The sequence below is a fragment of the Streptomyces sp. NPDC090106 genome (genome assembly GCF_044747265.1).
Lineage (GTDB): Bacteria > Actinomycetota > Actinomycetes > Streptomycetales > Streptomycetaceae > Streptomyces.
Genome location: NZ_JBIVDS010000012.1, coordinates 342010 through 368888, shown reverse-complemented (window position 1 = coordinate 368888; position 26879 = coordinate 342010). Strand labels below are relative to the sequence as shown.

Genomic DNA, 26879 nt, shown 5'->3' with positions numbered 1-26879 from the left:
ACCGCGTCCCGGTCCGCCACCTGGTGCCGCTGGCGCACGTCCCAGCCGCCGACCGTGCTCCCCTCCGCCCTGCCACCCCGCACGAACGGGGCGAAGCCGGGCAGACCGGGCTCGGGCGCGGCATCGTCCGCGGTGTACAGAGGCCGGGTGCGCAGCCCGTCCTCCAGCGCGGTGGACAGGGCGTCCTCGGCTGTGTCGTCGGTGACGTGCCGTCCCTTCGCCCGCAGCACGCCTGCTGCCAGGCGCCGCCACTGGGTGTGGGTCGCGACCGGGAACTCGGCGGCCAGGGGCAGTGGGGTGTCGGGCGGTGCGGTGGGCACGGATGACTCCCTGGTGGGTGGAGCCCGGTCAGTTGCGGACCGGAGCCGGGGCCGGGGCGAAGTCGCCTCCGGGTACTGCGGCGAGGAGCTGGCGGGTGTAGGGGTCGGCGGGTTGGTGGAAGACGCTGCGGACGTCGCCGGACTCGACGACCCGGCCGTGGTGCATGACGAGCACGCGGTCGCTGATGTGGTGCACCACGCCGAGGTCGTGGGAGATGAAGAGCAGGGCGACGCCGGTCTCGGCGCGGAGGTCGTCCAGCAGGTCGAGGATCTGGGCCTGGACGGAGACGTCGAGCGCGGAGACCGGTTCGTCGCAGACGACGAGGTCGGGTGCGGGGGCCAGGGCGCGGGCGATGGCGACGCGCTGGCGCTGGCCACCGGAGAGGTCGCGGGTGCGCCGGTGCAGGACCGAGGCGGGCAGGCCCACCTGGTCGAGCAGGGCGGTGACGCGGGCTCGGCGGTCCCGGGTGCCGCGGTCGCCGGTGAGGGCCACCGCCTCGCCGATGACCCGTTCCACGTCGTAACGGGGGTCGAAGGAGCCCAGGGGGTCCTGCTGGACCGCCTGCACGCGGCGGCGCAGGGGGCGGCGGGCGCGTTCGGGGACCCGGGTCCAGGGGGTGCCGTCGAAGTGGACGGTGCCCTCGTCGGGCTCGGTGAGGCCGAGCAGGATGCGGGCGACCGTGGTCTTGCCGGAACCGGATTCTCCGACGATGCCGAGGGTCTCGCCCCGGTCGAGGGTGAGAGAGACGTCATGGACGGCGTGATAGGTGCTGCCGTCGGGGGCGCGGTAGGTCTTGGTGAGGTGCTCGGCCTCGATGAGGGGCCGCCCTGCCACGCCGGGGTGCGGGGCGGTGGCGGCGCGGGGTGCGGCGACGGCGGGCGTCGTGGGGGCGGGCAGCGGGGTCGGGCCGGTGAGCGGGTGGTGGCAGAGGCTGCCGTCCGTGTCGCGTTCGGGGAGGGCGGCGCGGCAGGTGTCGTCGGCCCGGGCGCAGCGGGTGGCGTAGGCGCAGCCGTCGGGGCCGGCGGGGGTGCGGGGCGGCAGGGGCGTGGAGAGCCGGGTGCCCTTGGCGTGGGTGGCGGGGACCGCGTCGAGGAGGGCGCGGGTGTAGGGGTGCCGTGGGTCGGACAGCACCTGGCCCACCGGCCCCTGTTCGACGATCCGGCCTCCGTACATGACCGCGACCCGGTCGGCTATGCCCGCGACGACCGACAAGTCGTGGCTGATGAGCAGCAGGGCGGTGCCGTCGCCGCGCAGCTTGTTCAGCAGGGCGAGCACTTGGGCCTGCACGGTGACGTCGAGCGCGGTGGTGGGCTCGTCGGCGATCAGGAGATCGGGGCCCGCGGCGACGGCGGAGGCGATGAGGGCGCGCTGGCGCAGCCCGCCGGACAGTTCGTGGGGGTACTGGCGGGAGCGGCGGGCGGCTTCCGGCACGCCCACGTCGTCCAGCAGCGACAGGACGCGGGGGCGGAGTTCGGGTCGGGGCAGCAGCCGGTGGGTGCGCAGGGGTTCGGCGATCTCGGCGCCGACGCGGCGCAGCGGGTCGAGGGAGGACAGGGCGTCCTGGAGGACCAGGCCGATACGGCGGCCCCGGACGGACCTCCAGCCGGGTTCTTTCAGGGTGAGCAGGTCGGTGCCGTCGAAGTCGAGGCGGCGGGCGGTGACGGCCGCTCCCCGGCCCGCGAGGCCGGCCAGGGTGCGCGCGGTGACGCTCTTGCCGGAGCCCGACTCGCCCACCAGGGCGAGGCATTCGCCGCGGTCGAGGGTGAGGGAGACGTCCCGTACGGCGCGCAAGGGGCCGAAGGAGACGTCGAGTCCGTCGATGTCGAGCAGACTCATCCGTCGGTCCTCCGGGTGAAGCGGGCCTGCGCGCGGCGGCCCACGACGTTGACGGCGAGGGCGGTGACGGTGATGGCCGCGCCGGGGAAGACCCCGATCCACCAGGCGGTGGCGAGGAAGTTGCGGCCTTCGGACAGCATGGTTCCCCATTCGGGTGAGGGTGGTTGCGGGCCGAGGCCGAGGAAGCTGAGGCCGGAGGCGGCGATCAGGGCGGAGCCGAAGCCGACGGTGGCGAGGACCAGCATCGGTCCGAGGGCGTTGGGCACGATGTGCCGCAGGACCAGCAGCGGGCGGGGCAGGCCGAGGACGGTCGCGGACTCGACGTATCCGGCGCGGCGCACGACGAGGGTCTCGGCGCGCACGATCCTCGCGTAGCCGGGTGAGAAGGCCACGGCGATGGCGATCGTGACGTTGACGGAGCCGGGTCCGAGGACGGTGACGGTGAGCAGGGCGAGCAGGATCGGCGGCAGGGCGAGCAGGATGTCGGCGAACCGGGTCAGGGCGTGGTCGGCCCATCGGCCGCCGAGGGCCGCGGCCAGGCCGAGGAGGGCGCCGCCGAGGATGGCGAGGGCGGTGGATCCGACACCCAGCAGGACGGAGTCGCGGGCGCCGTACAGGACCCGGGTCAGGATGTCCCGGCCCAGTTGGTCGGTGCCGAACCAGTGGCCGGGCCCGGGGGCGGCCAGGGCGTGCGCGGGGTCGATCTCGATGGGTGAGGCCGATGTGAACAGGGACGGGAAGGCCGCGACGAGCGCGATGAGGAGCAGGGCCGTGCCGGCCAGCAGGGGCGCGGGCCGCGGGAGGCGGGGCGCGCGGACGCGGCGGACGGCGGTGGTGAGGGCGGCGGTGGTCGAGGTCATGGTCAGCGGGTCCTGAGCCGGGGGTCGATGACGAGGTAGAGCAGGTCGATGGCGAGGGACAGCACGACGAACACGGACGCGGACAGCAGGACGAGTCCGATGACCAGCGGGATGTCCTTGTTGGTGGCGGCCTGGAGGGTGAGGGCGCCGATGCCGGGCCGCCCGAACACCGTCTCGACGAGGACGGCGCCGCCGAGGAGCGATCCGGTGAGCCAGCCGGTGAGGGTGACCAGCGGTACCGCCGCGTGCCGCAGCGCGTGCCGCAGTCGTACGGCGGTGAGGCTGAGGCCCCGGGAGCGGGCGGTCACCGCGAACGGCTGGCCCAGCGCGGTCTCCAGGCCCTCGCGCAGGACCTGGGCGAGGACTCCGGCCAGGGACAGCGCGAGGGTGACGGCGGGCAGGACCAGGGAGGCGAAGTCCTGGGCGCCCGCGACGGGGAACAGCTGGAGGCGGAAGGAGAACGCCGTGAGCAGCAGGATCCCGGTCCAGTACGCGGGGGTGGAGACGGCGAGGAGTTCGGCGAAGGAAGCGAGGGCGCGCAGCGCGCGGTTGCGGCCGGCCGTCGCCACCGCGAGGGCGACGGCACCGGTGACGGCCAGCAGCAGGGCGAACAGGGCGAGTTGGACGGTGGGCCACAGTTGTTCGCCGATGAGTCCGGCGACGGGGCGCTGGAGTTGGTACGACTCGCCGAGGTCGCCGCCGAGCAGCCGGCCCAGGTAGTGGAGGTACTGCTCGGCCACGGGCCGGTCCAGTCCGTAGGTGCGGGTGATCTCCTCCCGTACCTCGGGGGTGGCCGCCGTCCCGGGCCCCAGCATCACCGACACGGGGTCGCCGGGGATGAGCTGGAGGGTGAGGAAGGCGAGGGTGGCGGCGCCCAGCAGCACGGCGAGTGCGGCTGCCAGGCGCCCCGCGACCGCGCGCAGCAGGCGGGTCGGGCTCACTTGGCGAGCCAGGCGTCGTAGAAGTTCACCCAGGTGTTCGGGTCGGTCTTCAGTCCGTGGACCTTGGCGGAGGCGCCGACCGTCGCGGTGCGGACGTACAGCGGGATCTCGGTGGCGAGGTCGATGACCTTCTGCTGGGTCCGGGCGTACAGGTTCGCCCGGGTGGGTCCGTCGAGGGTGGTCTGGGCGTCCTCGGTCCACTTGTCGAGGTCGGCGTCCTTGTAGAAGGTCGCGTTCTGGCCGCCCTTGAGCGGGGAGCTGGCGCTGTTGAAGTACAGGCGCAGCACGTCCGGGTCGAAGCGGGCCCAGCTGTAGTCGGCGATGCCTTCCTTGCCGCCGTAGACCTTCTCGATGTAGGTGCCGATGTCGAGGCGGGGGCGCTTGATCTCGATGCCGATCTTCTTCAGGTCGGCCTGGATGGCCTGCCCGAGGGTGTCGCGCTGTTCGCGGATGTACTGCTGCGGCATGAGCGGCCATTCGATGCTGAGGCGCTTGCCGTTCTTGGTGCGGTAGCCGTCCGCGTCACGGGTGGTCCAGCCGGCCTCGTCGAGGTAGCTGTCTGCCTTGTCGGGGTCGTAACCCCAGGAGTTCTCGGTGGACTTGTCGTAGTAGGGGGTGGTGGGGCTGATCGGGCTCCAGGCCCGCTTGTAGACGCCGAAGTAGACGCTCTTGACGGCGGTGTCGATGTCGATGCCGGCCTGGATGGCGCGGCGGACGTTGATGTCGTCGAGGGGCTTCTGGGTGGTGTTGAGGACCAGGGCGTAGTTGGCTCCGGGTGCGTCGGTGGTGAGGGACTGGAGGGCGGCGTTGGCCTTCAGGGTCTTCACGTCGGCGGGCGGGATGGGGTCGGCGACCTGGACCTGGCCGCTGGTGAGCGCGCCGACGCGGGTGGCGTCCTGGCTGAGGAAGCGGACGGTGAGCGTCTGGAGGTATGCGGCGCCCTGGTGGGAGGCGGTGTCCGGGGCCCACTTGTAGTCGGCGTTGCGGGTGAGGGTGACGCTCTGGCCCTTGGTGTAGGCAGTGAACTCGAAGGGGCCGGTGCCGACGTCGGCGGCTCCGCCGGCGCTGAGCTTGCCGCCGTATTTCTTGATGGCGGCGGGCGAGTAGAAGCCGAGGTAGGGGGTGCTGGCGGCCTGGAGGAAGGAGGCCACCGGGGAGGTGAAGGTGACCTTGACGGTGTGGGCGTCGACGACCGTGGTCCCCTTGTAGGGGCCCAGGAGGCTGGAGGCGTACTGGGACTTGGTGGCCGGGTCGGCGATGCGGTCGAAGTTGGCCTTGACGGCCGCCGCGTCGAAGGCCGTGCCGTCGTGGAAGGTGACGTCGTCGCGCAGGTCGAAGGTGAACGTCTTCAGGTCGTCCGAGACGGTCCACTTCTTGGCGAGCCAGGGGTGGAAGGTGCCCTTGGCGTCCTGGTACACGAGCGAGTCGAAGACGTTGCGCTGGATGTTGCCGGTGATGTCCTGCGGGCTGGCGTGGATGTCGAAGGAGACCGGCTCGGTGTCCACGGCGTAGGTGAGCGAGCCGCCGCTCACCGGCTTGGCGGAGGCCGCCGTGTCCTTCGCGTCGCCGGTGTCGGCGGCCGAGGAGCAGGCGGCGAGGAAGAGCGAGCCGACGGCGGTGAGGACCAGTGCTCGGGAGCGGTCGAGGGGCATGAGGGAACTCCGGTGGGTCGCGGAAGGAACGCGCGGCGGACTGCCGGCTCGCTGTGACGGCGTGGGGGTCGCGCGGCGGGCGCGCGGTGACACGGGGTGACGCGGGGTGACGCGAGGGGGGATGTCGACGAACGTAGCCGTGGCGGCCCGGTCCGCACGCCCCTACCGAACCCCTAGCGGACCCGTACGGGGTAGCGGGGCACGGAGCGGCGGTGCGCGATCCGCCAGCCCTTGGGGGTGCGGACGAGGACGTCGAGGTAGTCGCCGTTGTGGACGCTGCCGTCGGGCAGGACGGCGAGGTAGCGGCTGTGGGCGCGGACCGTGCCGTGCGGGTCCTGCGGGTCGACGCGGAAGACGGTGTCCAGGGTGTGGTGGTCGGGTGACCGCTCCCCGAGGGAGGTGTTGAACTCCCTGATGGCGGCGAGTCCTTGGAACTCGCGGCCGGGTCCGGCCAGGACGATCACGCCGTCCTCGGTGAACACCTCCTCCAGGGCCGCGGTGTCGCCGTTGTCGAAGACGTGCGCGAACCGGGCCAGCAGGTGGCGCAGTTCCTCGATGTCGGCGGGGGTGAGGGCGGCGGGCAGGGACATGCGGGGCTCCTCGGGGAATGCCGCCGCCCGGCGGCGAGCCCCGCGCGGGGGTCGACGCCGGGCGGCGGTGCGGATCACAGGTGGCTGTCGACGAGTTGCTGGATGATGCCGAGCCGGTCGGGCAGGACGGTGTAGCGCACGACCTGGCCGTCGCGGACGGTCAGGGTGCTGATGCTGCGGCCGGTGAAGGGTTTCCCGGTGGCGGGGACACCGAAGATGTTCCCGGCGTGGATGCCCTCGATCGTCCAGAAGACGATCACCCTGTCGCCCTCTGCGACGAGGTCGGTGACGGCGACGCGCAGGTCCTTGACGTTCTCCCACACCCACTGGGCGTGCTCGCGGAAGTCCTCGCGGGTACCGCTGCCGCCGGTGCCGACACGGGTCTCGTCGGCGGCGTCCGTGGCGACGATCTCCTCCAGGACGTCGAGTCTGCGGTCGTTGACGAACTCCTCGAAGTAGCGCCGGGCGACCGCCTTGTTGGCCTCGATGCCGTGCTCGCTGCTGCTCATCTCTGATCCTGTTCTCTGCGGGTTGGGGTGCGGGTGGTCCACGGGGGTACGGGGGTGGGTGCGGCTCACCTGGTGGCGCGGCCCGGCGGCGGGGGCAGGATGCCTCCGTTGGCGCTGAGTCCGCCGTCGACGGGGACGGTCACCCCGGTGACGTAGGAGGCGGCCGGTGAGGTCAGGAACCAGATGACCTCGGCCTGTTCCCGCGGGTCGGCCCAGCGGTGGGCGGGGATCCTGCCGGTGATGAGCGCCGAGAAGTCCGGGTCGGCGATCTGTGCGGCGGTGAGCGCGGTGTCGGTGCCGCCGGGTGCGATGGCGTTGATCCGGATGTTCTCGGCGGCGTAGTCGACGGCGGTGGCGCGCACCAGGTTGATGACGGCTGCCTTGGTGGCGTTGTAGCCCCAGGTGCCGGGATCGCCGCGCAGCCCTGACACGGACGAGGTGGCGACGACGGAGCCGCCGCCGGCCGCGCGCAGGGCGGGTACCGCCGCGCGGATGCCGAGCGCGACGGAGCGGACGTTGACGGCGAAGAGGCGGTCGAAGCGGTCGATCGCGCCGGGTGACTCCAGCGGCCCGGCGCCGCCGATGCCCGCGTTGAGCACCGCCGCGTCGAGGCGCCCGAAGCGGTCGAGGGCGAGGCGTACCGCGGCGGTGTTGGTGGACTCCTCGGCGACGTCGCCGAGGAGGGTGGCCACGCCCTCCAGGTCCTCCAGTGCGACGAGGCCCGCCTTGTCCACATCCACGGCGACCACCCGGTGCCCCCGTTCGGCGAACAGTCGGGCGGTGGCCGCTCCGATGCCGGAGGCGGCGCCGGTGACCAGGGCTACCGGTGCCCCGGTTGTGCTGTCGGACGTCATCGTCAGTTCCCCTTCAGGGTGGTGGTCTTGGTGCGGTGTTCCAGGTCGAGCGTGTGCAGGTGGCGCCGTACGGCGGCCGCGGTGGTGGGTGTGTGGTCCTCCAGGAGGGTGAAGTGGTCGCCGGGGATGTCCTCGGTCTCGTGGGGCACCGGCCAGTAGGCACGCCAGTCGTGCCGTCCGGTCGGGTCGATGACGGTGTGCCTGAGCGGGGTGTCGGCGCGCAGGGCGAGGGTGGGCGCGGTCAGGGCCTCGGGCTGCCAGGGCGCGAAGAGGTTGTTGTAGCCGCCCATCGCGGTGAGGCTGGCGTCGCTCCAGACCATGTCGTACGCCTCGATGCGGTCGACCATGCCGGTGAGCATGGCGGTCATCCACCAGTCCCCCATGCCCTCGCGCAGGGCGCTGTCGATGGGGTAGGCGTCGACGAGGACGAGCCCGGTGGGGCCGCGTCCCTCCGCTTCCAGGCGGGCGGCGACGGCGTTGGCGAGGCAGCCGCCCATGGAGCGGCCGAGGATGACGTACGGCCGGTCCTCGCCGACGGTCTCGCGGACCGTCTCGGCGTGCAGGGCGAGGAACGTGTCGAGGCTGTCGGGCAGCGGGTCGTCGGGGTTCCAGCCGGGTGAGGGCAGCACGAACAGGTCGCGTTCGCCCTGGAACTCCCGGGCGAAGCGGGCGTATTCGTGGGGTCCGGAGATCGCGCTGAGCGCGGGGAAGCAGACCAGTGCCGTCTCGCCGTCGCCCTGGGCCAGGTGCAGCGGCACCGGGCGGTGGCGGTCGCGTTCCTCGGCGGTGAACCGGTGGCGCAGTGCGGACGCGACGCCGATGAGCGCGGAGGCGTCGAGGAACTTCCCCTCGGCGGCGAACCGCCGGTACAGGGCGGACAGCGGGTCGTCGGCGTCCTCGCGGGGCGCGGGCGCGGCGGTGGTCTGCTGCTCGGGGGCCGTGCCGAGCAGGTCGTCGACGTGGGCGGCCAGGTCGGCGGGGGTGGGGTGGTCGAAGGTGACGGTGGCGGACAGCCGCAGTCCGGAGACGGCCGTGAGGCGGTTGCGCAGTTCCACGGCGGCCAGGGAGTCCAGTCCCAGGTCGTTGAAGTGCGCTCCCGCGGTGACCCCGTCGGGCCGGGCCGACAGGACGGCGGCGGCCTCCTCCCGGACGAGGTCGACGAGGATCGCACGGCGTGCATCGCCCTCGTGGCCGGCGATCCGCGCGGCGAGGGTGGGTCCCTCGGCGCCGGAGCGGGCGGTGCGGCGTGCGGGGCGCACCAGGCCCCGCAGCAGCGCGGGGACCGGCTGGGCCGCGCCCAGTGCCCGCAGGTCCAGGGGCGCGGGCACGAGGTGGGCGGCCGACAGGCCGAGGGCGCGGTCGAGGAGTTCGGTGCCCCGGTCGGTGGGGATGAGGCGCAGGCCGGCGCGGCGGGCTCGGGCCAGGTCGGCGTCGGTGAGGTGGCCGGTGATGCCGCTGGGCTGTTCCCACTGGCCCCAGGCCAGGGAGTGGGCGGGCAGTCCCTGGGCCCGTCGGTGGGCGGCGAGCGCGTCAAGGAAGGTGTTGGCGGCGGCGTAGGAGCCCTGGCCGGGGCCGCCGAACAGGGCGGCGACCGACGAGTACAGCACGAAGGCGTCGAGCGGGAGGTCCGCGGTCAGTTCGTGCAGATGCCAGGCGCCGTCCGCCTTGGGGCGCAGCACGGTGTCGAGGCGCTCGGGGGTGAGGTCGCCGACGAGTGCGTCGTCGACGACGCCCGCGGTGTGCGCCACGGCGGTCAGCGGGTGGGCGGGGTCGATGCCGGCGATGACCGCCGCGAGGGCTTCGCGGTCCCCGGTGTCGGCGGCGGCCACGGTGACCTCGGCGCCCTCCGCGGTGAGGGCGGCCGTCAGCTCGGCCACCCCTTCGGCGTGTTGTCCGGCCCGGGAGAGCAGCAGGAGGTGGCGGACGCCGTGCCGGGTGACCAGGTGGCGGGCGAGCGCGCCGCCCAGGGTGCCGGTGCCGCCGGTGATGAGGACGGTGCCCTCGGGGTTCCAGACGGTTCCGGCCTCGTCCTCTGACCCGCTCTCGGTCACGCGGTCGAGGCGGGGGACGTAGGCGGTGCCGTCGCGCAGGGCGAGTTGGGTCTCACCGGCGGCGAGGGCCGCGGTCAGGGCCTGCTCCGGGACGGCGGAATCGGTGTCGACCAGCAGGAACCGGTCGGGCTGTTCCGCCTGCGCGGAGCGCAGCAGCCCCCATACGGCTGCGGCGACCGGGTCGATCCGGTCCGTGTCGCGCACGGACCGGGCGCCGCGCACCACGACCGCCAGCGGTCCGGGGGCCTGCTCCCGCTCGCGCAGCGTGTCCAGTGCGGCGGCCAGCGCGGTGCGCAGCCGGGCGGGTGTGTCACCGCCGTCCGCGACCGGCAGGTCCACGACCTCCGGTGCGGGCACCGGTGCGGCGGCGGTGACGGGCAGTTCCCGCCACACCTCGTGGAACAGGGAGTCCGGGTGGGCACTGCGGGCGGCGGCGAGCTGGGCGGCGGAGACCAGCCGGGCGTGCAGCGCGCCGACGGTGGCGACAGGGGCGCCGGACCCGTCGGCGAGGTCGGCGGCGAGGGTGTCGGGGCCGGTGCGGGAGAGGCGGACCCGCAGGGCGGTCGCGCCGTCCGCGTGCAGCTGGACGTCCGAGTAGGCGAAGGGCAGCCTGCTGAAGCCCTCCGGCACGGCGGTCAGGTCGTCGTACGCGGTGAGGTGCACGGCGGCGTCCAGCAGTGCCGGGTGGAGGCCGAACCGAGCGGCGTCGGCGTGCTGCGGCTCGGGCAGTTCGACCTCCGCGTAGAAGGTGTCGCCGTCCTTCCAGGCGGCACGCAGCCCGCGGAACGCCGGGCCGTACTCCAGGCCGGAAGCGGCCAGTTCGGCGTAGACGCCGTCCACCGGGAGCGGGGCGGCGCCGGGCGGCGGCCACGCGGTGAGGTCGGCGGGGGTGCCGGGTGCCTGGGCGGCGAGGGTCGCGGTGGCGTGCCGGGTCCAGTCGGCTCCCGGTGCCAGGGAGCGGATGACGGCCTCGCGGGCGCCGTCCGCCGCTGCCGCGCCGACCTCGACCTGGAGGCGTACGGCGCCGTGCGCCGGGAGCACCAGCGGTGCCTCGACGACGAGTTCGGCGACGGTCTCGGTGCCGGTCTCCTGCCCCGCCCGGCGGGCGAGTTCGAGGAGCGCGGTGCCGGGGACGATGACGGTGCCCTGGACGGCGTGCCCGGAGAGCCAGGGGTGGGTGCGCAGCGACAGGCTGCCGGTGAGCAGGACGGCGTCGGTGTCGGGCAGGGGGACGGCGGCGGCGAGCAGCGGGTGGGCGACCGGCTCCAGGCCCAGGCCGGTGGGCCGGCCGCCCGTACCGGGTTCCAGCCAGTAGCGGCGGTGCTGGAAGGCGTAGGTGGGCAGGTCGGTGCGGTGGGCGTCCCGGCCGGCGAAGAGGACGGGCCAGTCGACGGGGCGGCCCCGGCCGTGCAGCTGCCCGAGCGCGGCGATCGTGGTCCGCGCCTCGTCGTGGTCGCGGCGCAGCGCGGGCAGCGCGAACGCGTCCGGGAGGGTGCCGCGGACGAGGGTGGTGAGGGTGCTGTCCGGGCCGAGTTCGAGGTAGGTGCCCGTGCCGAGGGAGTCCAGGGTGCGGACGACGTCGGCGAAGCGGACGGCTCCTCGGACGTGGCCGACCCAGTACTCGGCGCTGGTGATCTCCTCGGTGGTGGCGACGCGGCCGGTCGTGTCCGAGATGACCGGGATGCGCGGCGGGTGGTAGGTGAGGCCCTTCGCCACCCGCGCGAAGTCGGTGAGCATGTCGTCCATGTGCGGGGAGTGGAAGGCGTGGCTGACCGTGAGTCGGCGGGTGCGCCGGCCCTGGTTGGCGAAGCGGGCGGCGACGGCGAGGGCCGGGGCGGTGTCGCCCGAGATGACCACGGAGGTGGGGCCGTTGACGGCGGCGATGTCCACCTGGCCGGTGAGGTGGGCGAGTTCGGCGCGCACCTCTTCCTCGGTGGCGGAGACGGCCACCATGGCTCCGCCGCCGGGGAGTTGCTGCATCAGCCGGGCGCGGGCGGCGACGAGCGCGGCTGCGTCCGGGAGTTCGAGCACTCCGGCGACGTGGGCTGCGGCCAGCTCGCCGATGGAGTGCCCGGCGACATGGTCGGGGCGTATGCCCCAGGACTCGTAGAGCCGGAACAGGGCCACTTCGAGGGCGAAGAGGGCGGGCTGGGTGTACTCGGTGTCGTCCAGCCGGGTGCCGGTGGCGGTCACCTCGGCGATGGGCCGCTCCAGCTGCGGGTCCAGGGCGGCGGCAACGGCGTCGTAGGCGTCCGCGAAGGCCGGGTAGGTGGCGTACAACTGCCTTCCCATGCCCGCGCGTTGACTCCCCTGGCCGGTGAACAGGACGGCGAGGGTGCCGCCGCCCGCCGTGACGGTGTCGGGGGTGGCGGCGGGGTCGGCGATCTCCCGCAGCGCGGCGACGAGTTCGTCGTGCTCCTCGGCGACGACCACGGCGCGTTCCTTGAGCGGGGCTCGGGTGGTGAGCAGGGACAGGGCGGTGTCGACGGGGCGGGCCGGATGGCGCGTCAGATGGTCGGCGAGCCGGGCGGCCTGGCCGCGCAGGGCGTCGGGGGTGTGCGCGGTGAGGACGAACGGGAGGGGCCCGCCGGCCACGGTGACCGGTTCGGCGGCCCGTTCGGCAGCCCGTTCGGTGGCCGGTTCGACGACCGGTTCGACGGAGGGCGCTGCCTCGATGATGACGTGGGCGTTGGTGCCGCTCGCGCCGAACGCGGAGACCCCGGCGCGGCGCGGACGGTGAGCGGTGTCCTGGGCGTCCTCGGAGCCGTCGGCGCCGTCCGGGGTGTCGGGCCAGGGCCGCGGCTCGGTCAGCAGCCGGACGGCGCCCGCGTTCCAGTCGACGAACGGGGTGGGCTCGTCGGCGTGAAGCGTGCGGGGCAGGACGCCGTGCCGGATCGCCTGGATCACCTTGATCACGCCCGCGGCGCCGGCGGCGGCCTGGGTGTGGCCGATGTTCGACTTCAGGGAGCCCAGCCACAGCGGCCGGTCGGCGTCGCGCTGCTGCCCGTACGTCGCCAGGATGGCCTGCGCCTCGATGGGGTCGCCCAGGGAGGTCCCAGTTCCGTGCGCCTCGACGGCGTCGATGTCCGACGGCTGGAGCCCGGCGGCGTCGAGGGCCTGCCGGATGACCCGCTGCTGGGACGGGCCGTTGGGTGCGGTGAGGCCGTTGGAGGCACCGTCCTGGTTGACGGCGGAGCCGCGCAGCACGGCGAGCACGGGGTGGCCGAGCCGCCGGGCGTCGGACAACCGCTCGACGAGGAGCAGGGCCACCCCCTCCGCCCAGCCGGTGCCGTCCGCCCCGGCGCCGAAGGCCTTGCAGCGGCCGTCCGCGGACAGCCCGCGCTGGCGGGCGAACTCCACGAACGCCTGCGGGGTGGACATCACGCTGACGCCGCCGGCCAGCGCCAGGTCCGACTCGCCGGAGCGCAGCGACTGGGCGGCGAGGTGCAGGGCGACCAGGGAGGAGGAGCAGGCGGTGTCCACGGTCACCGCGGGGCCCTCGAAGCCGAAGGTGTACGAGATCCGGCCGGAGGCGACGCTGTCCAGGCCGCCGATGCCGAGGTATCCCTCCAGCTCGGCGGGCGCGTCCAGGTGGCGGGGGGTGTAGTCGCCGCCCGCGATGCCCGCGAAGACGGCGGTGCGGCTTCCCTTGAGGGCGCGCGGGTCGATCCCGGCACGTTCGAAGGCCTCCCAGGCGGACTCCAGCAGCAGCCGGTGCTGCGGGTCGGTGGCGAGGGCCTCGCGCGGGGAGATGCCGAAGAACTCGGCGTCGAAGTCGCCGACGGTGTCGAGGAACCCACCGTGCCGGGTGTAGGAGGTGCCGGTGCGTTCGGGGTCGGGGTCGTAGACGGCGTCGAGGTCCCAGCCCCGGTCGTCGGGGAACTCGCTGATGGCGTCCCCGCCGTCGCGGACGAGGTCCCACAGGTCCTCGGGGGAGGCGATGCCGCCGGGCAGCCGGCAGGCCATGCCGATGACGGCGATGGGTTCGCGTCGGCTCTCCTCGATGTCCTTCAGCCGCTGGTTGGCCTGCCTGACGTCGGTGAGCGCGCGCTTCAGATAGTCGCGGAGCTGCTGCTCGGTGGCCATCGGGGTCGTACCTTCCCGTCTGCTGGAACTCGGTGGACTGGGGTGGAGGGGGCTAGGGCGGAGCCGGACGGCAGGGGCGGGCCGGGAGGGTGGTGCCGGCGGTTCCCCCCGCCGGCCGGCACCACCCGGCTCAGTGCGATCCGGCTCAGTGCGATCCGGCGTTGTCGTCGACGAGGCGGAACAGCTCCTCGTCGCTGGCCGAGTCGAGGTCGATGTCCAGACCGTCGGCGACGGCGCCGCCGGCCGGTGCGCCCGCGTCGAAGCGGCCGACCAGCGAGAGCAACCGGGCCAGGACCCCGTCCGGGTCGGCGCCGGTGGTGAGCGCCTCCTCCAGTGCGGCGAGCGAGGCCTCGACCGTGGGGGCGTGCCCGTCGTCCACCGGGAGCTGTCCGGCCAGATGGGTGGCGATGTCGGCCGGGGTCGGGTAGTCGAAGACGAGGGTGGCGGGGATGTCCAGGCCGACCGCCGCACCGATCCGGTTGCGGAGCTCGACGGCGGACAGGGAGCTGAACCCGAGGTCACGGAAGGCACGGTCGGCCTCCACGCCAGCGGTGCCGTCGGTGTGCCCGAGGACGACGGCGGCCTCGGCGCGGATCAGTTCGGCGAGGGCCGCGACCCGCTCCTCTCCCCGCAGCGCGGCGAGCCGCCGGGTCCAGGCGGGCTCCTGGGCCTCCTCCGCCAGCGGATCGGCCGCGGCGGCCACGCTGACCACCGTGGTGTTGGTGACCTCCGCGTCCAGCCAGTACCGCCGCCGCTGGAAGGCGTACGTCGGCAGCTGGACCCGGCGCGGTGCGGCGGGCGCGAGGGCCTCCGCCCAGTCGACGGCCGTGCCGCGCACGTACAGTTCGGCGGCCGAGGTGAGGAAGCGGCGCAGGCCGCCCTCGTCGCGGCGCAGGGTGCCGCTGGTGACCGTGGTGCGGGCGACGCCCGCGGACTCCAGGGTCTCCTGGAGCGGAACGGTGAGCACCGGGTGCGGGCTGATCTCGACGAACGTGGTGTGCCCGGTGTCGGCGAGGGCGCGGGTGGCCTCCTCGAAGCGGACCGTCCGCCGCAGGTTGGCGACCCAGTAGGCGGCGTCGAGCCCGGCGGTGTCCTGCCACTCGCCGGTCACGGTGGACAGCAGCGGCACGGTGCCGGTGCGGGGCCGTACCGGGCCGAGCAGGTCGAGGAGTTCGTCGCGCAGCGCGTCGACGTGGGCGCAGTGCGAGGCGTAGTCGACGCGGATGAGCCGGGCCCGGACGTCCTGTGCCTGGTAGGCGGCGACGAGTTCGTCCAGGGCGTCGGTGTCGCCGGAGACGACCACCGAGCCGGGGCCGTTGACGACGGCAACCGACAGCTGCTCGGGCCAGCGCTCGGCGATGTGTTCGGCGACCTTCTCGGCGGGCAGGGTGACCGACGCCATGCCACCTCGCCCGGACAGGGCGGTCAGGGCGCGGCTGCGCAGGGCGACGACACGGGCGCCGTCGTCCAGGGTGAGGCCGCCGGCGACGGTGGCGGCGGCGATCTCGCCCTGGCTGTGGCCGACCACCGCGTCGGGGCGCACCCCGAGGGAGGCCCACAGCTCGGCGAGGGACACCATCACCGCCCACAGCACGGGCTGGACGACGTCGACCCGGTCGAGGCCGGGTGCGCCCTCGGTGCCGCGCAGCACGTCGAGCAGGTTCCAGTCGGTGTGGGGGGCGAGGGCCTGCGCGCACTCCTCGATGCGGTCGGCGAACGCCGGTGCGGTGTCGAGGAGTTCGACGGCCATGCCGGCCCACTGGGAGCCCTGGCCGGGGAAGACGAACACGGTCCGGCCGTCGGTGTCGGCGCGGCCACGGACCAGGCCCGGTGCGGACTCACCGGCCGCGAGGGCGGCGAGTGCCGGACCGGGGTCGCCGATCACGACGGCCCGCTCGTCCAGGGCCGCACGGGTGACGGCCAGGGAGTGCGCGACGTCGACCGGGTCGTGTCCGGTGCCGTCGAGATGGGCGGCGAGCCGTTCGGCCTGGCCGCGCAGCGCGGTGGAGCCGCGGGCGGAGAGCACCCAGGGCAGTTCGGCGGGGGTGTCCCCGCGCTCGGGAACGGCGGGTGCGGCGGGCGGGGCTTCGAGGATGACGTGGGCGTTGGTGCCGCTCACGCCGAAGGAGGAGACCGCGGCGCGGCGCGGCCGGCCGGCCGCGGGCCATTCCTGTGCCTCGGTGAGGAGTTCGACGGCGCCCGAGGCCCAGTCGACGTGCGGGGACGGCTCGTCCACGTGGAGGGTCTTGGGCAGGATGCCGTGGCGGATCGCCTGGACCATCTTGATGACCCCGGCGGCACCGGCGGCGGCCTGGGTGTGCCCGATGTTCGACTTCAGGGAGCCCAGCCACAGGGGCCGCGCGGTGTCGGACCGCTGTCCGTAGACGGCGAGCAGTGCCTCCGCCTCGATGGGGTCGCCGAGGGTGGTGCCGGTGCCGTGGCCCTCGACGGCGTCGACGTCGGCGGGACCGAGTCCGCTCGCGGCCAGGGCCTGGCGGATGACGCGCTGCTGGGCCGGTCCGCTGGGCGCGGTCAGACCGTTGGAGGCCCCGTCCTGGTTCACCGCGGAGCCGCGCACGACCGCGAGCACCTCGTGTCCGAGGCGCCGGGCATCGGAGAGGCGTTCGACGAGGAGCAGGCCCACACCCTCGGCCCAGCCGGTGCCGTCGGCACCCGCCGCGTACGCCTTGCAGCGGCCATCGGCGGACAGGGCGCGCTGGCGGCTGAACTCGACGAACGTGGTCGGCGTCGACATCACGGCGACACCGCCCGCGAGAGCCAGGTCGCACTCCCCCGCACGCAGCGACTGCGCGGCCAGGTGCAGGGCCACCAGCGAGGAGGAGCACGCGGTGTCGACGGTGACGGCCGGGCCCTCGAAACCGAAGGTGTAGGAGATGCGTCCGGAGGCGACGCTCCCGGCGGTGCCGTTGCTCAGCCAGCCCTCCAGTTCGGCGGGCACGTCACGGACCCGGGGCGCGTAGTCGTGGTACATCACGCCGGCGAACACGCCGGTCCGGCTGCCGCGCAGGGCCTGCGGGTCGACGCCCGCGCTCTCCAGCGCCTCCCACGCAGTCTCCAGGAGGAGTCGCTGCTGGGGGTCGGTGGCGAGGGCCTCGCGGGGGGAGATCCCGAAGAAGGCGGCGTCGAAGTCGGCGGCCCGGTCGAGGAATCCGCCGTGGCGGGTGTAGGAGGTGCCGGGGCGTTCGGCGTCCTCGGAGTAGAGGGCGTCGATGTCCCAGCCGCGGTCGTCGGGGAACTCGCCGACCGCGTCCACGCCGTCGCGGACCAGGTCCCACAGGTCGTCCGGGGAGACCACGCCGCCGGGCAGCCGGCAGGCCATGCCGACGATGACGACCGGGTCGTCCTCCGCCGCCGCGGCCTTCTCCTGGGTCGCGGGCACCGGCTGCCCGGCCCCGAGGACCCGGTCGCGCAGGTGCACGGCGACGTCGGCGGGGGTCGGGTGGTCGAAGACCAGCGCGGCGGACAGGGTGACGCCGGTGACGGCGGTGAGCCGGTTGCGCAGCTCCACCGCGGTCAGGGAGTCGACCCCGAGGCCGGTGAACGACTTGCGGACGCCCACGGAGGCGGGGGCGGTGGCGAGGACGGTCGCGGTCTCGGCCCGGACCAGGTCCAGGAGGGCCGCCTCGCGTGCGGCGGCGTCCGGCAGCGCGGCGAGCCGTTGCGCGAGCCCTCCGGCCGCCGCTCCCCGGGTGCGGGCGGCCGTGTCCCGGCGGACCGGCCGGTGCTCGCGGGGCAGCAGTCCGCGCAGCGGGGGCGCGACCGAGGCGCTGCTCGCGAGGGCGGTGAGGTCGAACGGCGAGGGCACCAGCAGGGTGCCGCCCGTCGCCTCGGCGGCGTCGAAGAGGGCGGCGCCCTCGGCGTCCCGCAGCGGCCGGACGCCGAGCCGGACGAGCCGGGCGAGGTCCGCGGCGGTGAGATGGCCGGTGATGCCGCTGGCCTGCTCCCACTGGCCCCAGGCCAGGGACTGCGCGGGCAGGCCCTCGGCGCGGCGGTGCGCGGCGAGCGCGTCGAGGAAGGTGTTGGCGGCGGCGTAGGAGCCCTGGCCCGGCGAGCCGAGGACACCGGCGACCGAGGAGTACAGGACGAACGCCTCCAGCGGCAGGTCCGCGGTCAGTTCGTGCAGATGCCAGGCACCGTCCGCCTTCGGGCGCAGCACCGTGTCGAGGCGGTCGGCGGTGAGGGCGGTGGTGATCCCGTCGTCGACGACGCCCGCGGTGTGCACCACGGCGGTCAGCGGATGCGCGGCCGGTATCGCGGCGAGCGCGGCGGCGAGGGCGTCGCGGTCGGAGGTGTCGATGGTGGCGAAGGCGACCTCGGCGCCCGCGGCGGTGAGGTCGTCGCGCAGCGCGGTGGCGCCGGGCGCGTCCGCTCCGCCCCGGGAGGCGAGCAGCAGGTGCCTGACACCGCGCCGGGTGACCAGGTGGCGGGCGATGAGCGCGCCGAGGGTGCCGGTGCCGCCGGTGATCAGGACGGTCCCGTCGGGGTTCCAGTCCCGCACGGGGGCGCCGTCCGAACCGGCCGGGGTCAGCCGCGGTACGTGGACCTGACCGGCGCGCAGGGCGAACTGGGATTCCCCGCCCGTCACGGCCTCGGCGAGCGCGGCGGCGGACTCGGGGCTGCCGTCGGTGTCGACGAGGACGATCCGGTCGGGGTTCTCGGTCTGCGCGGAGCGCAGCAGCCCCCACACGGCGGCGGCGACGGGGTCGGGTGTCTCCTCGGGGTGGACGGCGACGGCGTGGTGGGTGACGGCGACGAGCGGGTCGGAGGCGGGGTCGGCGAGCCGGTCCTGCACGGTCGTCAGGGCGTGGTCCAGGGCGGCGCGCAGTCGTTCGGGGGTGCCGGTGGTGCCGGGTGCCTCGCCGAGCCGGACCTCGGTCCACCGGGCGGAGCCGGTGGTGTCGGCGCCCTCCCGGCCCGGGGCGAGGAGCGGCCAGGTGAGGGCGTACAGGCCCTCGGTGCTGGTCCGGACGGGGCGGGTGGTGAGGGTGTCCACCGTCACCACGGGTGCCCCGGTCGGGTCGGTGGCCAGGAGGGTGAAGGTGTCGTCGGCGGTGGCGGTGAGCCTCACCCGCAGGGCGGTGGCGTCGGTGGCGTGCAGGGCGACGCCCCGGTAGGCGAACGGGAGGCGGGTGGGGCCCTCGGACGGGGCGTGCAGGCCGGGGAGTTGCAGGGCGGCGTCCAGGAGCGCGGGGTGGATGCCGAAGCGGGACGCCTCGGCGCGCCGCTCCTCGGGCAGGACGACCTCGGCGAGGTAGGTGTCGCCGTCGCGCCAGGCCTCGCGCACGCCGCGGAAGGCGGGCCCGTACTCCAGGCCGGTCGCGGCGAGCGCCGCGTACACCTCGTCCACGGGGACGGGTTCGGCTCCGGTGGGCGGCCACGCGTCGAGACGGCCGGCGTCCGGGCGTGGTCCGGTGCCGAGGATGCCGGTGGCGTGACGCACCCAGTCGGCGCCGGGCGCCTGGGAGCGGACGGTCACCGGGCGGTCGCCCGCCGGGTCGGGTGCCTCGACGGCCACCTGAACCTTCACGGCGCCCTGGGACGGCAGGGCGAAGGGGGTCTCCACGACGAGTTCGACGAGGTGGCCGGCGCCGACCGCGTCACCGGCGGTCAGGGCGAGTTCGACCAGGGCGGCACCGGGCAGCACGGCGGTGCCCCGGACGACGTGGTCGGTGAGCCAGGGGTGGGTGCGCGGCGACAGCGAGCCGCTGAGGACGAGGCCGTCGCTGCCGGGCAGCGGGACGGCCGCCGCGAGGACGGGGTGGTCGACGGTGCCGAGGCCCAGGGCGTCCGCGTCGGCGCCGCGGCCGGGCTCCAGCCAGAACCGGCGGCGCTGGAAGGCGTAGGTGGGCAGGTCGACGCGGCGGGCGCCGGTGCCGGTGAAGAAGGCGGCCCAGTCGACGTGGTGGCCCCGCACATGGGCGTGGGCGAGCGCGGTGAGGGCGGTCGCGGCCTCGGGCCGGTCCCGGCGCAGCGCGGGGACGGCGGTCACGTCGGCGTCCTCGCCGACGGTCTGCTCGATCAGGGCGGACAGGGTGCCGTCCGGCCCGAGTTCCAGGTAGGTGGTGACGCCGGCCGCGTGGAGGGCGCTCACCGCGTCGGACCAGCGGACCGTGGCGCGGATGTGCCGTACCCAGAACTCGGCGGTGGTCAGGTCCCCTTCGGCGGCGAGGCGCCCTGTGAGCGCGGAGACCACGGGGATGTCCGGGCGGTCGAGGGTGAGGGTGGAGACGACGGCGCGGAAGTCGTCGAGGGCGGCGTCCATGTGCGCGGAGTGGAAGGCGTGGCTGACGGTCAGGTGCCGGGTGCGGCGGCCTCGCTCGGCGAAGGCCGCGGCGAGCGCGTGGACGGGCTCGGTGTCACCGGAGACGACGACGGCGCGGGGGCCGTTGACGGCGGCGATGTCGACTCCGTCGCCCAGTTCGGCGCGGACCTCCTCCTCGGTCGCCTCCACGGCGGCCATGGCGCCCCGGGAGGGCAGCGCGCCGATCAGGCGGGCCCGCGCGGTGACGAGGGCCGCCGCGTCCGGCAGGGAGAGGACACCGGCGACGTGGGCGGCGCTGATCTCGCCGACGGAGTGTCCCGCGACGAAGTCCGGGCGTACGCCCCAGGAGGCGTACAGGCGGAACAGGGCGACCTCGACGGCGAACAGCGCGGGCTGGGTGTACGTGGTGTCGTCGAGTCCGTCGCCGGAGGCGATGACGTCGGCGAGAGGGCGTTCCAGGTGCGGGTCGAGGGCCGCGGCGACCTCGTCGAAGGCCTCGGCGAACGCGGGGTGGGCGGCGTACAGCTCCCGTCCCATGGCCGCCCGCTGGCTGCCCTGTCCGGTGAACAGGAGGGCGAGGCCGCCGGTCCGGGCCGCGGTGCCGGTGATCAGCGCGGGTGAGGCGGTGCCGTCGGCGAGGGCCAGCAGGGCGGACGGGTCGCCGACGACCACGGCGCGTTCCTCCAGGGCCGCGCGGGTGGCGGCGAGGGAGTAGGCGGTGTCCAGGGCGGTGTGCGTGCCGCTGTCGAGGTGCGCGGTGAGGCGTTCGGCCTGGGCGCGCAGGGCGTCGGGGGTGCGGGCGGAGAGCAGCAGCGGCAGTTCGGCGGGGGTGTACGCGGGCACGGGCTCGGCGGGTGCGGCGGGCGGGGCTTCGAGGATGACGTGGGCGTTGGTGCCGCTCACGCCGAACGCGGAGACCGCGGCGCGGCGCGGCCGGTCGACCGAGGGCCATTCCTGTGCCTCGGCGAGCACCTCCACCGCCCCCGACGACCAGTCGACGTGCGGGGACGGCTCGTCCACGTGGAGGGTCTTGGGCAGGATGCCGTGGCGGATGGCCTGGATCATCTTGATGACCCCGGCGGCGCCGGCGGCGGCCTGGGTGTGGCCGATGTTCGACTTCACCGAGCCGATCCACAGCGGCCGTTCGGCGGGCCGGTCCTTGCCGTACGTCTCGATGAGCGCGTGGGCCTCGATGGGGTCGCCGAGGGTGGTGCCGGTTCCGTGGCCCTCGACGGCGTCGACGTCGGCGGGGCCGAGTCCGCTCGCGGCCAGGGCCTGGCGGATGACGCGCTGCTGGGAGGGTCCGCTGGGCGCCGTGAGGCCGTTGGAGGCGCCGTCCTGGTTCACCGCGGAGCCCCGGACGACGGCGAGGACCTCGTGGCCGTTGCGCCGGGCGTCGGAGAGCCGCTCGACGAGGAGCAGCCCGACGCCCTCGGCCCAGCCGGTGCCGTCGGCGCCCGCCGCGTACGCCTTGCAGCGGCCGTCGGCGGACATGGCGCGCTGGCGGCTGAACTCGACGAAGATCGTCGGGGTGGACATCACCAGCACCCCGCCGGCGATCGCGAGGTCGGCCTCCCCTGCGCGCAGCGACTGCGCGGCCAGGTGCAGGGCGACCAGCGAGGAGGAGCAGGCGGTGTCGACGGTGACGGCCGGACCCTCGAAACCGAAGGTGTAGGAGATGCGTCCGGAGGCGACGCTTCCGGCGTTGCCGATGCCGAGGTAGGCCTCCAGTTCGTCGGGCACGTCCTGGGCGCGGCCGGCGTAGTCGCGGCCGGAGATCCCGGCGAAGACGCCGGTGCGGCTGCCGCGCAGACCGTTCGGGTCGATGCCCGCCCGCTCCAGCAGTTCCCAGGTGGTCTCCAGGAGCAGGCGCTGCTGCGGGTCGATGGCGGGGACCTCGCGTGCGGAGATGCCGAAGAACTCCGGGTCGAAGTCGGCGACGGAGTCGAGGAAGCCGCCGTGGCGGGAGTAGGAGGTGCCGGGCCGGTCGGGGTCGGCGCTGTAGAGACGGTCCAGGTCCCAGCCGCGGTCGGTGGGGAACTCGGTCAGGGCGTCGGTGCCGTCCTCGACCAGGCGCCACAGGTCCTCCGGCGAGGCCACCCCGCCGGGGAAGCGGCAGGCCATGCCGACGACGACGATCGGGTCGTCGTCGAGCGGCGCGCTCACCACGGCAGCCGTGGCACCGGACTCGGCCGCCTGGTCGGAGAGTTCGGCCGCGAGCCGGTCGGCGAGGGCGGCGGGCGTGGGGTGGTCGTAGACGAGGGTGGCGGGCAGTTGGCGGCCGGTGGCGGCGGTGAGCCGGTTGCGCAGCTCGACCGACATCAGCGAGTCGAAGCCGTGGGCGCGGAACGCGCGGGCGGGGTCGATGACGTCGGGGGTGGCGTGGCCCTGGACGGCGGCGGCCTGGGACCGTACGACGGTGAGGAGTTCGCGGCGCAGTTCGGCCGCGCCGAGTCCGGCCCAGCGGCCGGGGCGGACCTCGGTGTCCGTCGTGTCGCCGGACGGGCCCTGGACGCCGGGGAGTTCGGTGGCGAGGGGGTGCGGGCGGCGGCGGAAGAACGCGGGCCAGTCGGCGTCGGCGATCACGAGGTGGGGGTCGTCGCGGTCGAGGATCTGGCCGAGGACGGTGAGGGCGCCGTCCGGCGGCAGGGAGACCAGGCCGTGCCGCAGCAGGGCCTCCTCGGCTCCGTCGGCGGCGATCCCGTCGCCCGCCCAGTGGCCCCAGGCCACTGAGGTGGCGGGCAGTCCGGCAGCGCGGCGCTCGTCGGCGAGCGCGTCCAGGTAGGCGTTGCCGGGGGCGTAGTTGGCCTGGCCGGGGATGCCGCACAGTCCGGCGACGGAGGAGAACAGGACGAATGCCGACAGGTCGGCGTCCCGGGTCAGTTCGTGCAGGGTGCGGGCGCCGGCCGCCTTGGCGCGCAGGGCCAGGTCGAGGTGGTCGGGGGTCAGCTCGCCGATGAGGGCGTCGTGCAGGGCGGCGGCCGTGTGGAAGACGGCGGTCAGGGGCTGGTCCGGCGGGGTGAGCGCGAGGGCGGCGGCGAGCTGGTCGCGGTCGGCGACGTCGGCCGCGGCGAAGGTGACGCGGGTGCCGGACTCCGCGAGTTCCGTGGCGAGTTCGGTGGCGCCGGGGGCGTCCAGGCCGCGGCGGCTGACCAGGATGAGGTGGTCGGCGCCGCGGGCGGCGAGCCAGCGGGCGAGGTGGCCGCCGAGGGCTCCGGAGCCGCCGGTGATCAGGGTGGTGCCGGTCGGGCGCCACTCGTCGGAGGCGGCCGGGAGGGGTCCGGCGGGCACGAGGCGGCGGGCGAGGAGCCCGGAGGCGCGGACGGCGGTCTCGCGCTCCCGGTCGGGGCGGGTGTCGGCGAGCAGGTCGACGACCCGCTTCCAGGTCCGGGTGTCGGGGGCGGCGGGCAGGTCGACCAGGCCGCCGGCCCGAGCGGGGTTCTCCGCGGCGAGGATCGCTCCGAAGCCCCACACCAGGGCCTGCTCGGGGTCGGTGACGGGGTCGCCGGGGCCGGTGGAGACCGCGCCCTGGGTCAGGAACCACAGCGGTGCCTGTACTCCGGCGTCGTCGAGGGCCTGGGTGAGGGCGACCTGGGGCGCGTACGAGCGCGGCAGGGCGGTGCGGCCGTCGATGTGCCCCTCGGCGAGGCCGAGCAGCGAGACCACGGCGGTGGCGGAGGCCGGGAGGAGCGCGGCCAGGGTGGCGCGGTCGGCGTCGGCCGGGACCAGGACGAGCACGGGGTGGGCTCCGGCGGTCTCCAGCGCGGTGGTCAGGCCTTGGACGGTCGGGTCGTCGACGTGGGTGTCGGGGACGGCGACGAGCCAGTCGCCGCCGGGGCGGCCGTCCGCGCGGGCCGAACGTACCGGGCGCCAGACCACGCGGTGCCGCCAGCGGTCGAAGGCGGACGCGGCGAGCTGCTTCTCCCGCCAGGACGTCAGCGCGGGCAGGACCGGCGCGAGTTCGGGGGCGGTGAGGCCGAGGGCGTCGGCCAGCCGGTCCTGGTCACGGTCGTCGACCAGGCCCCAGAAGGCGTCGTCGGTGGCCGCGGCGGGCGCGGCGGCGGCGAGTTCGGGCGAGCGGGTGGCGTCCAGCCAGTACCGCTCGTGCTGGAAGGCGTAGGTGGGCAGGTCCGTGCGGCGCGGCGCGGGCCCGAAGGCCGCCGTCCAGTCGACCGGGACGCCCTGGGTGTGCAGTTCGGCGGCCGAGCGCAGCCAGCGTTCGCGTCCGCCCTGGTCGCGGCGGAGGGTGCCGGTGACGATGGAGCGGGTGGCCGCGTCGCGGCTCTCCAGCGTCTCCTGGATCGCGCCGGTCAGGACGGGGTGCGGGCTGACCTCGACGAAGACCGTGTGCCCGGTGTCGGCGAGGCGCCGGGTGGTCTCGTCGAAGCGGACGGTGCGGCGCAGGTTGTCCGCCCAGTAGGCGGCGTCGAGCCCGGCGGTGTCCTGCCAGTCGGCGGTGACCGTGGACAGCAGGGGGACCGTGCCGGTGCGCGGAGCGAGGTCGGCGAGGGTGTCGAGGAGCCGCTCGCGCAGGGCGTCGGTCTGCGGGGAGTGCGAGGCGTAGGCGATCGGGATGACGCTGGTGCGCACCCCGTCCTGCGCGTAGGCGGCGCGCAGTTCCTCCAGGGCGTCCAGGTCACCGGAGACGGCGACGGCGGACGGCCCGTTGACGACGCCGATGGACAGGCGTCCCGGCCAGCGCTCGGCGAGCCGGGCGGCGACCTCGGCCTCGGGGCGGGCGACGGCGACCATGCCGCCCCGGCCGGAGATGCTCTCCAGGGCGCGGGCGCGCAGGGCGACGATCCGGGCGGCGTCCTCCAGACCGAGCCCGCCCGCCACGTGGGCGGCGGCGACCTCGCCCTGGCTGTGCCCGACGACGGCGTCGGGGGTGACGCCGTAGGAGCGCCACAGGTCCGCGAGGGCGACCATCACCGAGAACAGGGCGCTCTGGAGGACGTCCGTGCGGTCGGGGTCGGGGGTGCCCTCGACCCCGCGCAGGACGTCGGTCAGGGACCAGTCCGTGTAGGGGGCGAACGCCGCCGCGCATGCGTCGATCTTCGCGGCGAACACCGGTTCCGTGTCGAGGAGTTCGGCGGCCATGCCGCGCCACTGGGAGCCCTGGCCGGGGAAGACGAACACGAGCTTGCCGTCGGCGGCCTCGGCGTCGACGGTGCCGCGTACGGCGTCGGCGGGTTCCTCGCCGCGGGCCAGGGCGCGCAGCGCCGCGTCGGGGTCGGCGGCCAGGACGACGGCCCGCTCGTCGAACGCGGTACGGGTGGTGGCCAGGGAGTAGGCCACGTCGGCGGGGACCGGCGCGGACGTCACGGCTGCCGCCGCCTGGGCGGTGGCCCCGAAGCGGTCGGCGAGGCGGGCGGCCTGGGCGCGCAGGGCGTCGTGGGTGCGGGCGTAGATCACCCAGGGCAGGACGCCGGTCGCCAGGGCCGCCTCGTCGGCGGTGTCGGGGACCGGGACGGGCACGGGCGCGGGCGGGGCTTCGAGGATGACGTGGGCGTTGGTGCCGCTGACGCCGAACGCGGACACCGCGGCGCGGCGCGGCCGGTCCAGGGCCGTCCACTCGTGTGCCTCGGTGAGCAGCCGGACGGTGCCCTCGGACCAGTCGACGTGCGGGGACGGCTCGTCCACGTGCAGCGACTTGGGCAGGACGCCGTGCCGCATGGCCTGCACCATCTTGATGACGCCGGCGACGCCCGCGGCGGCCTGGGTGTGGCCGATGTTGGACTTCAGGGAGCCGAGCAGCAGCGGCCGGTCGGCGGTGCGGCCCCTGCCGTAGGTGGCGATGAGGGCCTGGGCCTCGATCGGGTCGCCGAGGCGGGTGCCGGTGCCGTGCGCCTCGACGGCGTCGACGTCGCCGGGGCCGAGTCCGGCGGCCTTGAGGGCGTCACGGATGACGCGCTGCTGGGACGGGCCGTTGGGCGCGGTGAGCTGGCTGCTGCGGCCGTCCTGGTTGACCGCGGAGCCGCGCAGCACGGCGAGCACGGGCCGGCCCAGGCGCTGGGCGTCGGAGAGCCTGGCCAGCGCGATCACGCCGACGCCCTCACCCCAGCCGGTGCCGTCCGCGGCGGCGGCGAACGGCTTGCAACGGCCGTCGGGCGCCAGTCCGCGCTGCCTGCTGAACTCGATGAACATGCCGGGCGCCGCCATCACGGTCGCCCCGCCGGCGAGCGCGAGGTCGCACTCGCCGCGTCGCAGGGACTGGGCGGCCAGGTGCAGCGCGACCAGCGAGGAGGAGCAGGCGGTGTCGATGGTGACGGCCGGTCCTTCCAGGCCGAGGGTGAAGGCGATCCGGCCGGAGGCGACGCTGGTGGTGTTGCCGGTCAGGACGTAGCCGTCGGTCTGCTCGGCGGGCCGGTGGTGCAGGCTCGGCCCGTACTCCTGGGCGATGACACCCGCGAAGACGCCGGTCTTGCTGCCGCGCAGGGTGGCCGGGTCGATGGCCGCGTTCTCCAGAGCCTCCCAGGACGTCTCCAGCAGGAGCCGCTGCTGGGGGTCGGCGGCCAGCGCCTCGCGCGGCGAGATGCCGAAGAACGCGGCGTCGAACTCTCCGGCGTCGTAGAGGAATCCGCCCTCGCGGGCGTAGGTGCGGCCGGCCGCGTCGGGGTCGGGGTCGTAGAGGTGGTCCAGGTCCCAGCCCCGGTCGGCGGGGAACGCGCCGATCACGTCGTGTTCCTCGCTGACGAGCCGCCACAGGGCGTCGGGGGTGTCGGCGCCGCCGGGGAACCGGCAGGCCATGCCGATGAGGGCGATCGGTTCGTCGTGGCCGCCCGCGGCCTTGGCCTCCGCCTCCTCCAGCCGCTGCCGGGTGCGGTGCAGTTCGCCGGCGACGCGGTTGAGGTAGTCGCGCAGCTTCGCCTCGTGCGTGGTCATGTGGGGTGCCT

The 26879-nt window shown here is 75.0% G+C and carries 9 protein-coding genes and 1 pseudogene; all 10 read right to left on the bottom strand.

The window, feature by feature from the left end:
- The coding region (locus tag ACIPSE_RS34515) for a methylmalonyl-CoA mutase family protein (protein ID WP_401670597.1) at window positions 1–320 on the bottom strand (320 nt) is incomplete at its 3' end.
- Window positions 321–348: 28 nt separating this feature from the next.
- A complete protein-coding gene (locus ACIPSE_RS34510; RefSeq protein WP_401670595.1) occupies window positions 349–2157 on the bottom strand; it encodes a dipeptide ABC transporter ATP-binding protein in 1809 nt (602 codons plus the stop codon).
- Window positions 2154–3017: an ABC transporter permease gene (locus ACIPSE_RS34505; RefSeq protein ID WP_401670593.1), complete on the bottom strand. Its 864-nt coding sequence runs from the start codon at window positions 3015–3017 to the stop codon at window positions 2154–2156. The genes ACIPSE_RS34510 and ACIPSE_RS34505 overlap by 4 nt, the downstream gene beginning before the upstream one ends.
- A 2-nt stretch (window positions 3018–3019) precedes the next feature.
- On the bottom strand, window positions 3020–3958 hold the full coding sequence (locus ACIPSE_RS34500) for an ABC transporter permease (protein WP_401670590.1): 939 nt from the start codon (window positions 3956–3958) through the stop codon (window positions 3020–3022).
- Window positions 3955–5610 carry an ABC transporter substrate-binding protein gene (locus tag ACIPSE_RS34495; RefSeq protein ID WP_401670587.1) on the bottom strand — a complete coding sequence of 552 codons (1656 nt, stop codon included), beginning with the start codon at window positions 5608–5610 and terminating at the stop codon, window positions 3955–3957. Before ACIPSE_RS34495 ends, ACIPSE_RS34500 begins: the two co-directional genes overlap by 4 nt.
- Before the next feature lie 173 nt (window positions 5611–5783).
- A complete protein-coding gene (locus tag ACIPSE_RS34490) occupies window positions 5784–6200 on the bottom strand; it encodes a nuclear transport factor 2 family protein (protein ID WP_401670584.1) in 417 nt (138 codons plus the stop codon).
- A gap of 74 nt (window positions 6201–6274) precedes the next feature.
- Window positions 6275–6709, bottom strand: a complete 435-nt coding sequence (locus ACIPSE_RS34485; protein ID WP_401670582.1) for an ester cyclase — start codon at window positions 6707–6709, stop codon at window positions 6275–6277.
- 65 nt (window positions 6710–6774) lie between these two features.
- Entirely contained in the window at window positions 6775–7563 is a 789-nt protein-coding gene (locus ACIPSE_RS34480; protein WP_401670579.1) for an SDR family NAD(P)-dependent oxidoreductase, read from the bottom strand.
- 2 nt (window positions 7564–7565) lie between these two features.
- Window positions 7566–13661: pseudogene (locus ACIPSE_RS34475) on the bottom strand (type I polyketide synthase); the annotation flags it as partial.
- 184 nt (window positions 13662–13845) lie between these two features.
- Window positions 13846–26868, bottom strand: coding sequence for a type I polyketide synthase (locus ACIPSE_RS34470; RefSeq protein WP_401670576.1), 13023 nt, complete (start codon window positions 26866–26868; stop codon window positions 13846–13848).
- Window positions 26869–26879: the final 11 nt, after the last annotated feature.

Excerpts from the sequence above, each read along its gene's own strand:
- ACIPSE_RS34510 (WP_401670595.1), bottom strand. The coding sequence starts at position 2,157 with ATGAGTCTGCTCGACATCGACGGACTCGACGTCTCCTTCGGCCCCTTG.
- ACIPSE_RS34505 (WP_401670593.1), bottom strand. The coding sequence starts at position 3,017 with ATGACCTCGACCACCGCCGCCCTCACCACCGCCGTCCGCCGCGTCCGC.
- ACIPSE_RS34495 (WP_401670587.1), bottom strand. The coding sequence starts at position 5,610 with ATGCCCCTCGACCGCTCCCGAGCACTGGTCCTCACCGCCGTCGGCTCG.
- ACIPSE_RS34490 (WP_401670584.1), bottom strand. The coding sequence starts at position 6,200 with ATGTCCCTGCCCGCCGCCCTCACCCCCGCCGACATCGAGGAACTGCGC.
- ACIPSE_RS34485 (WP_401670582.1), bottom strand. The coding sequence starts at position 6,709 with ATGAGCAGCAGCGAGCACGGCATCGAGGCCAACAAGGCGGTCGCCCGG.
- ACIPSE_RS34480 (WP_401670579.1), bottom strand. The coding sequence starts at position 7,563 with ATGACGTCCGACAGCACAACCGGGGCACCGGTAGCCCTGGTCACCGGC.
- ACIPSE_RS34470 (WP_401670576.1), bottom strand. The coding sequence starts at position 26,868 with ATGACCACGCACGAGGCGAAGCTGCGCGACTACCTCAACCGCGTCGCC.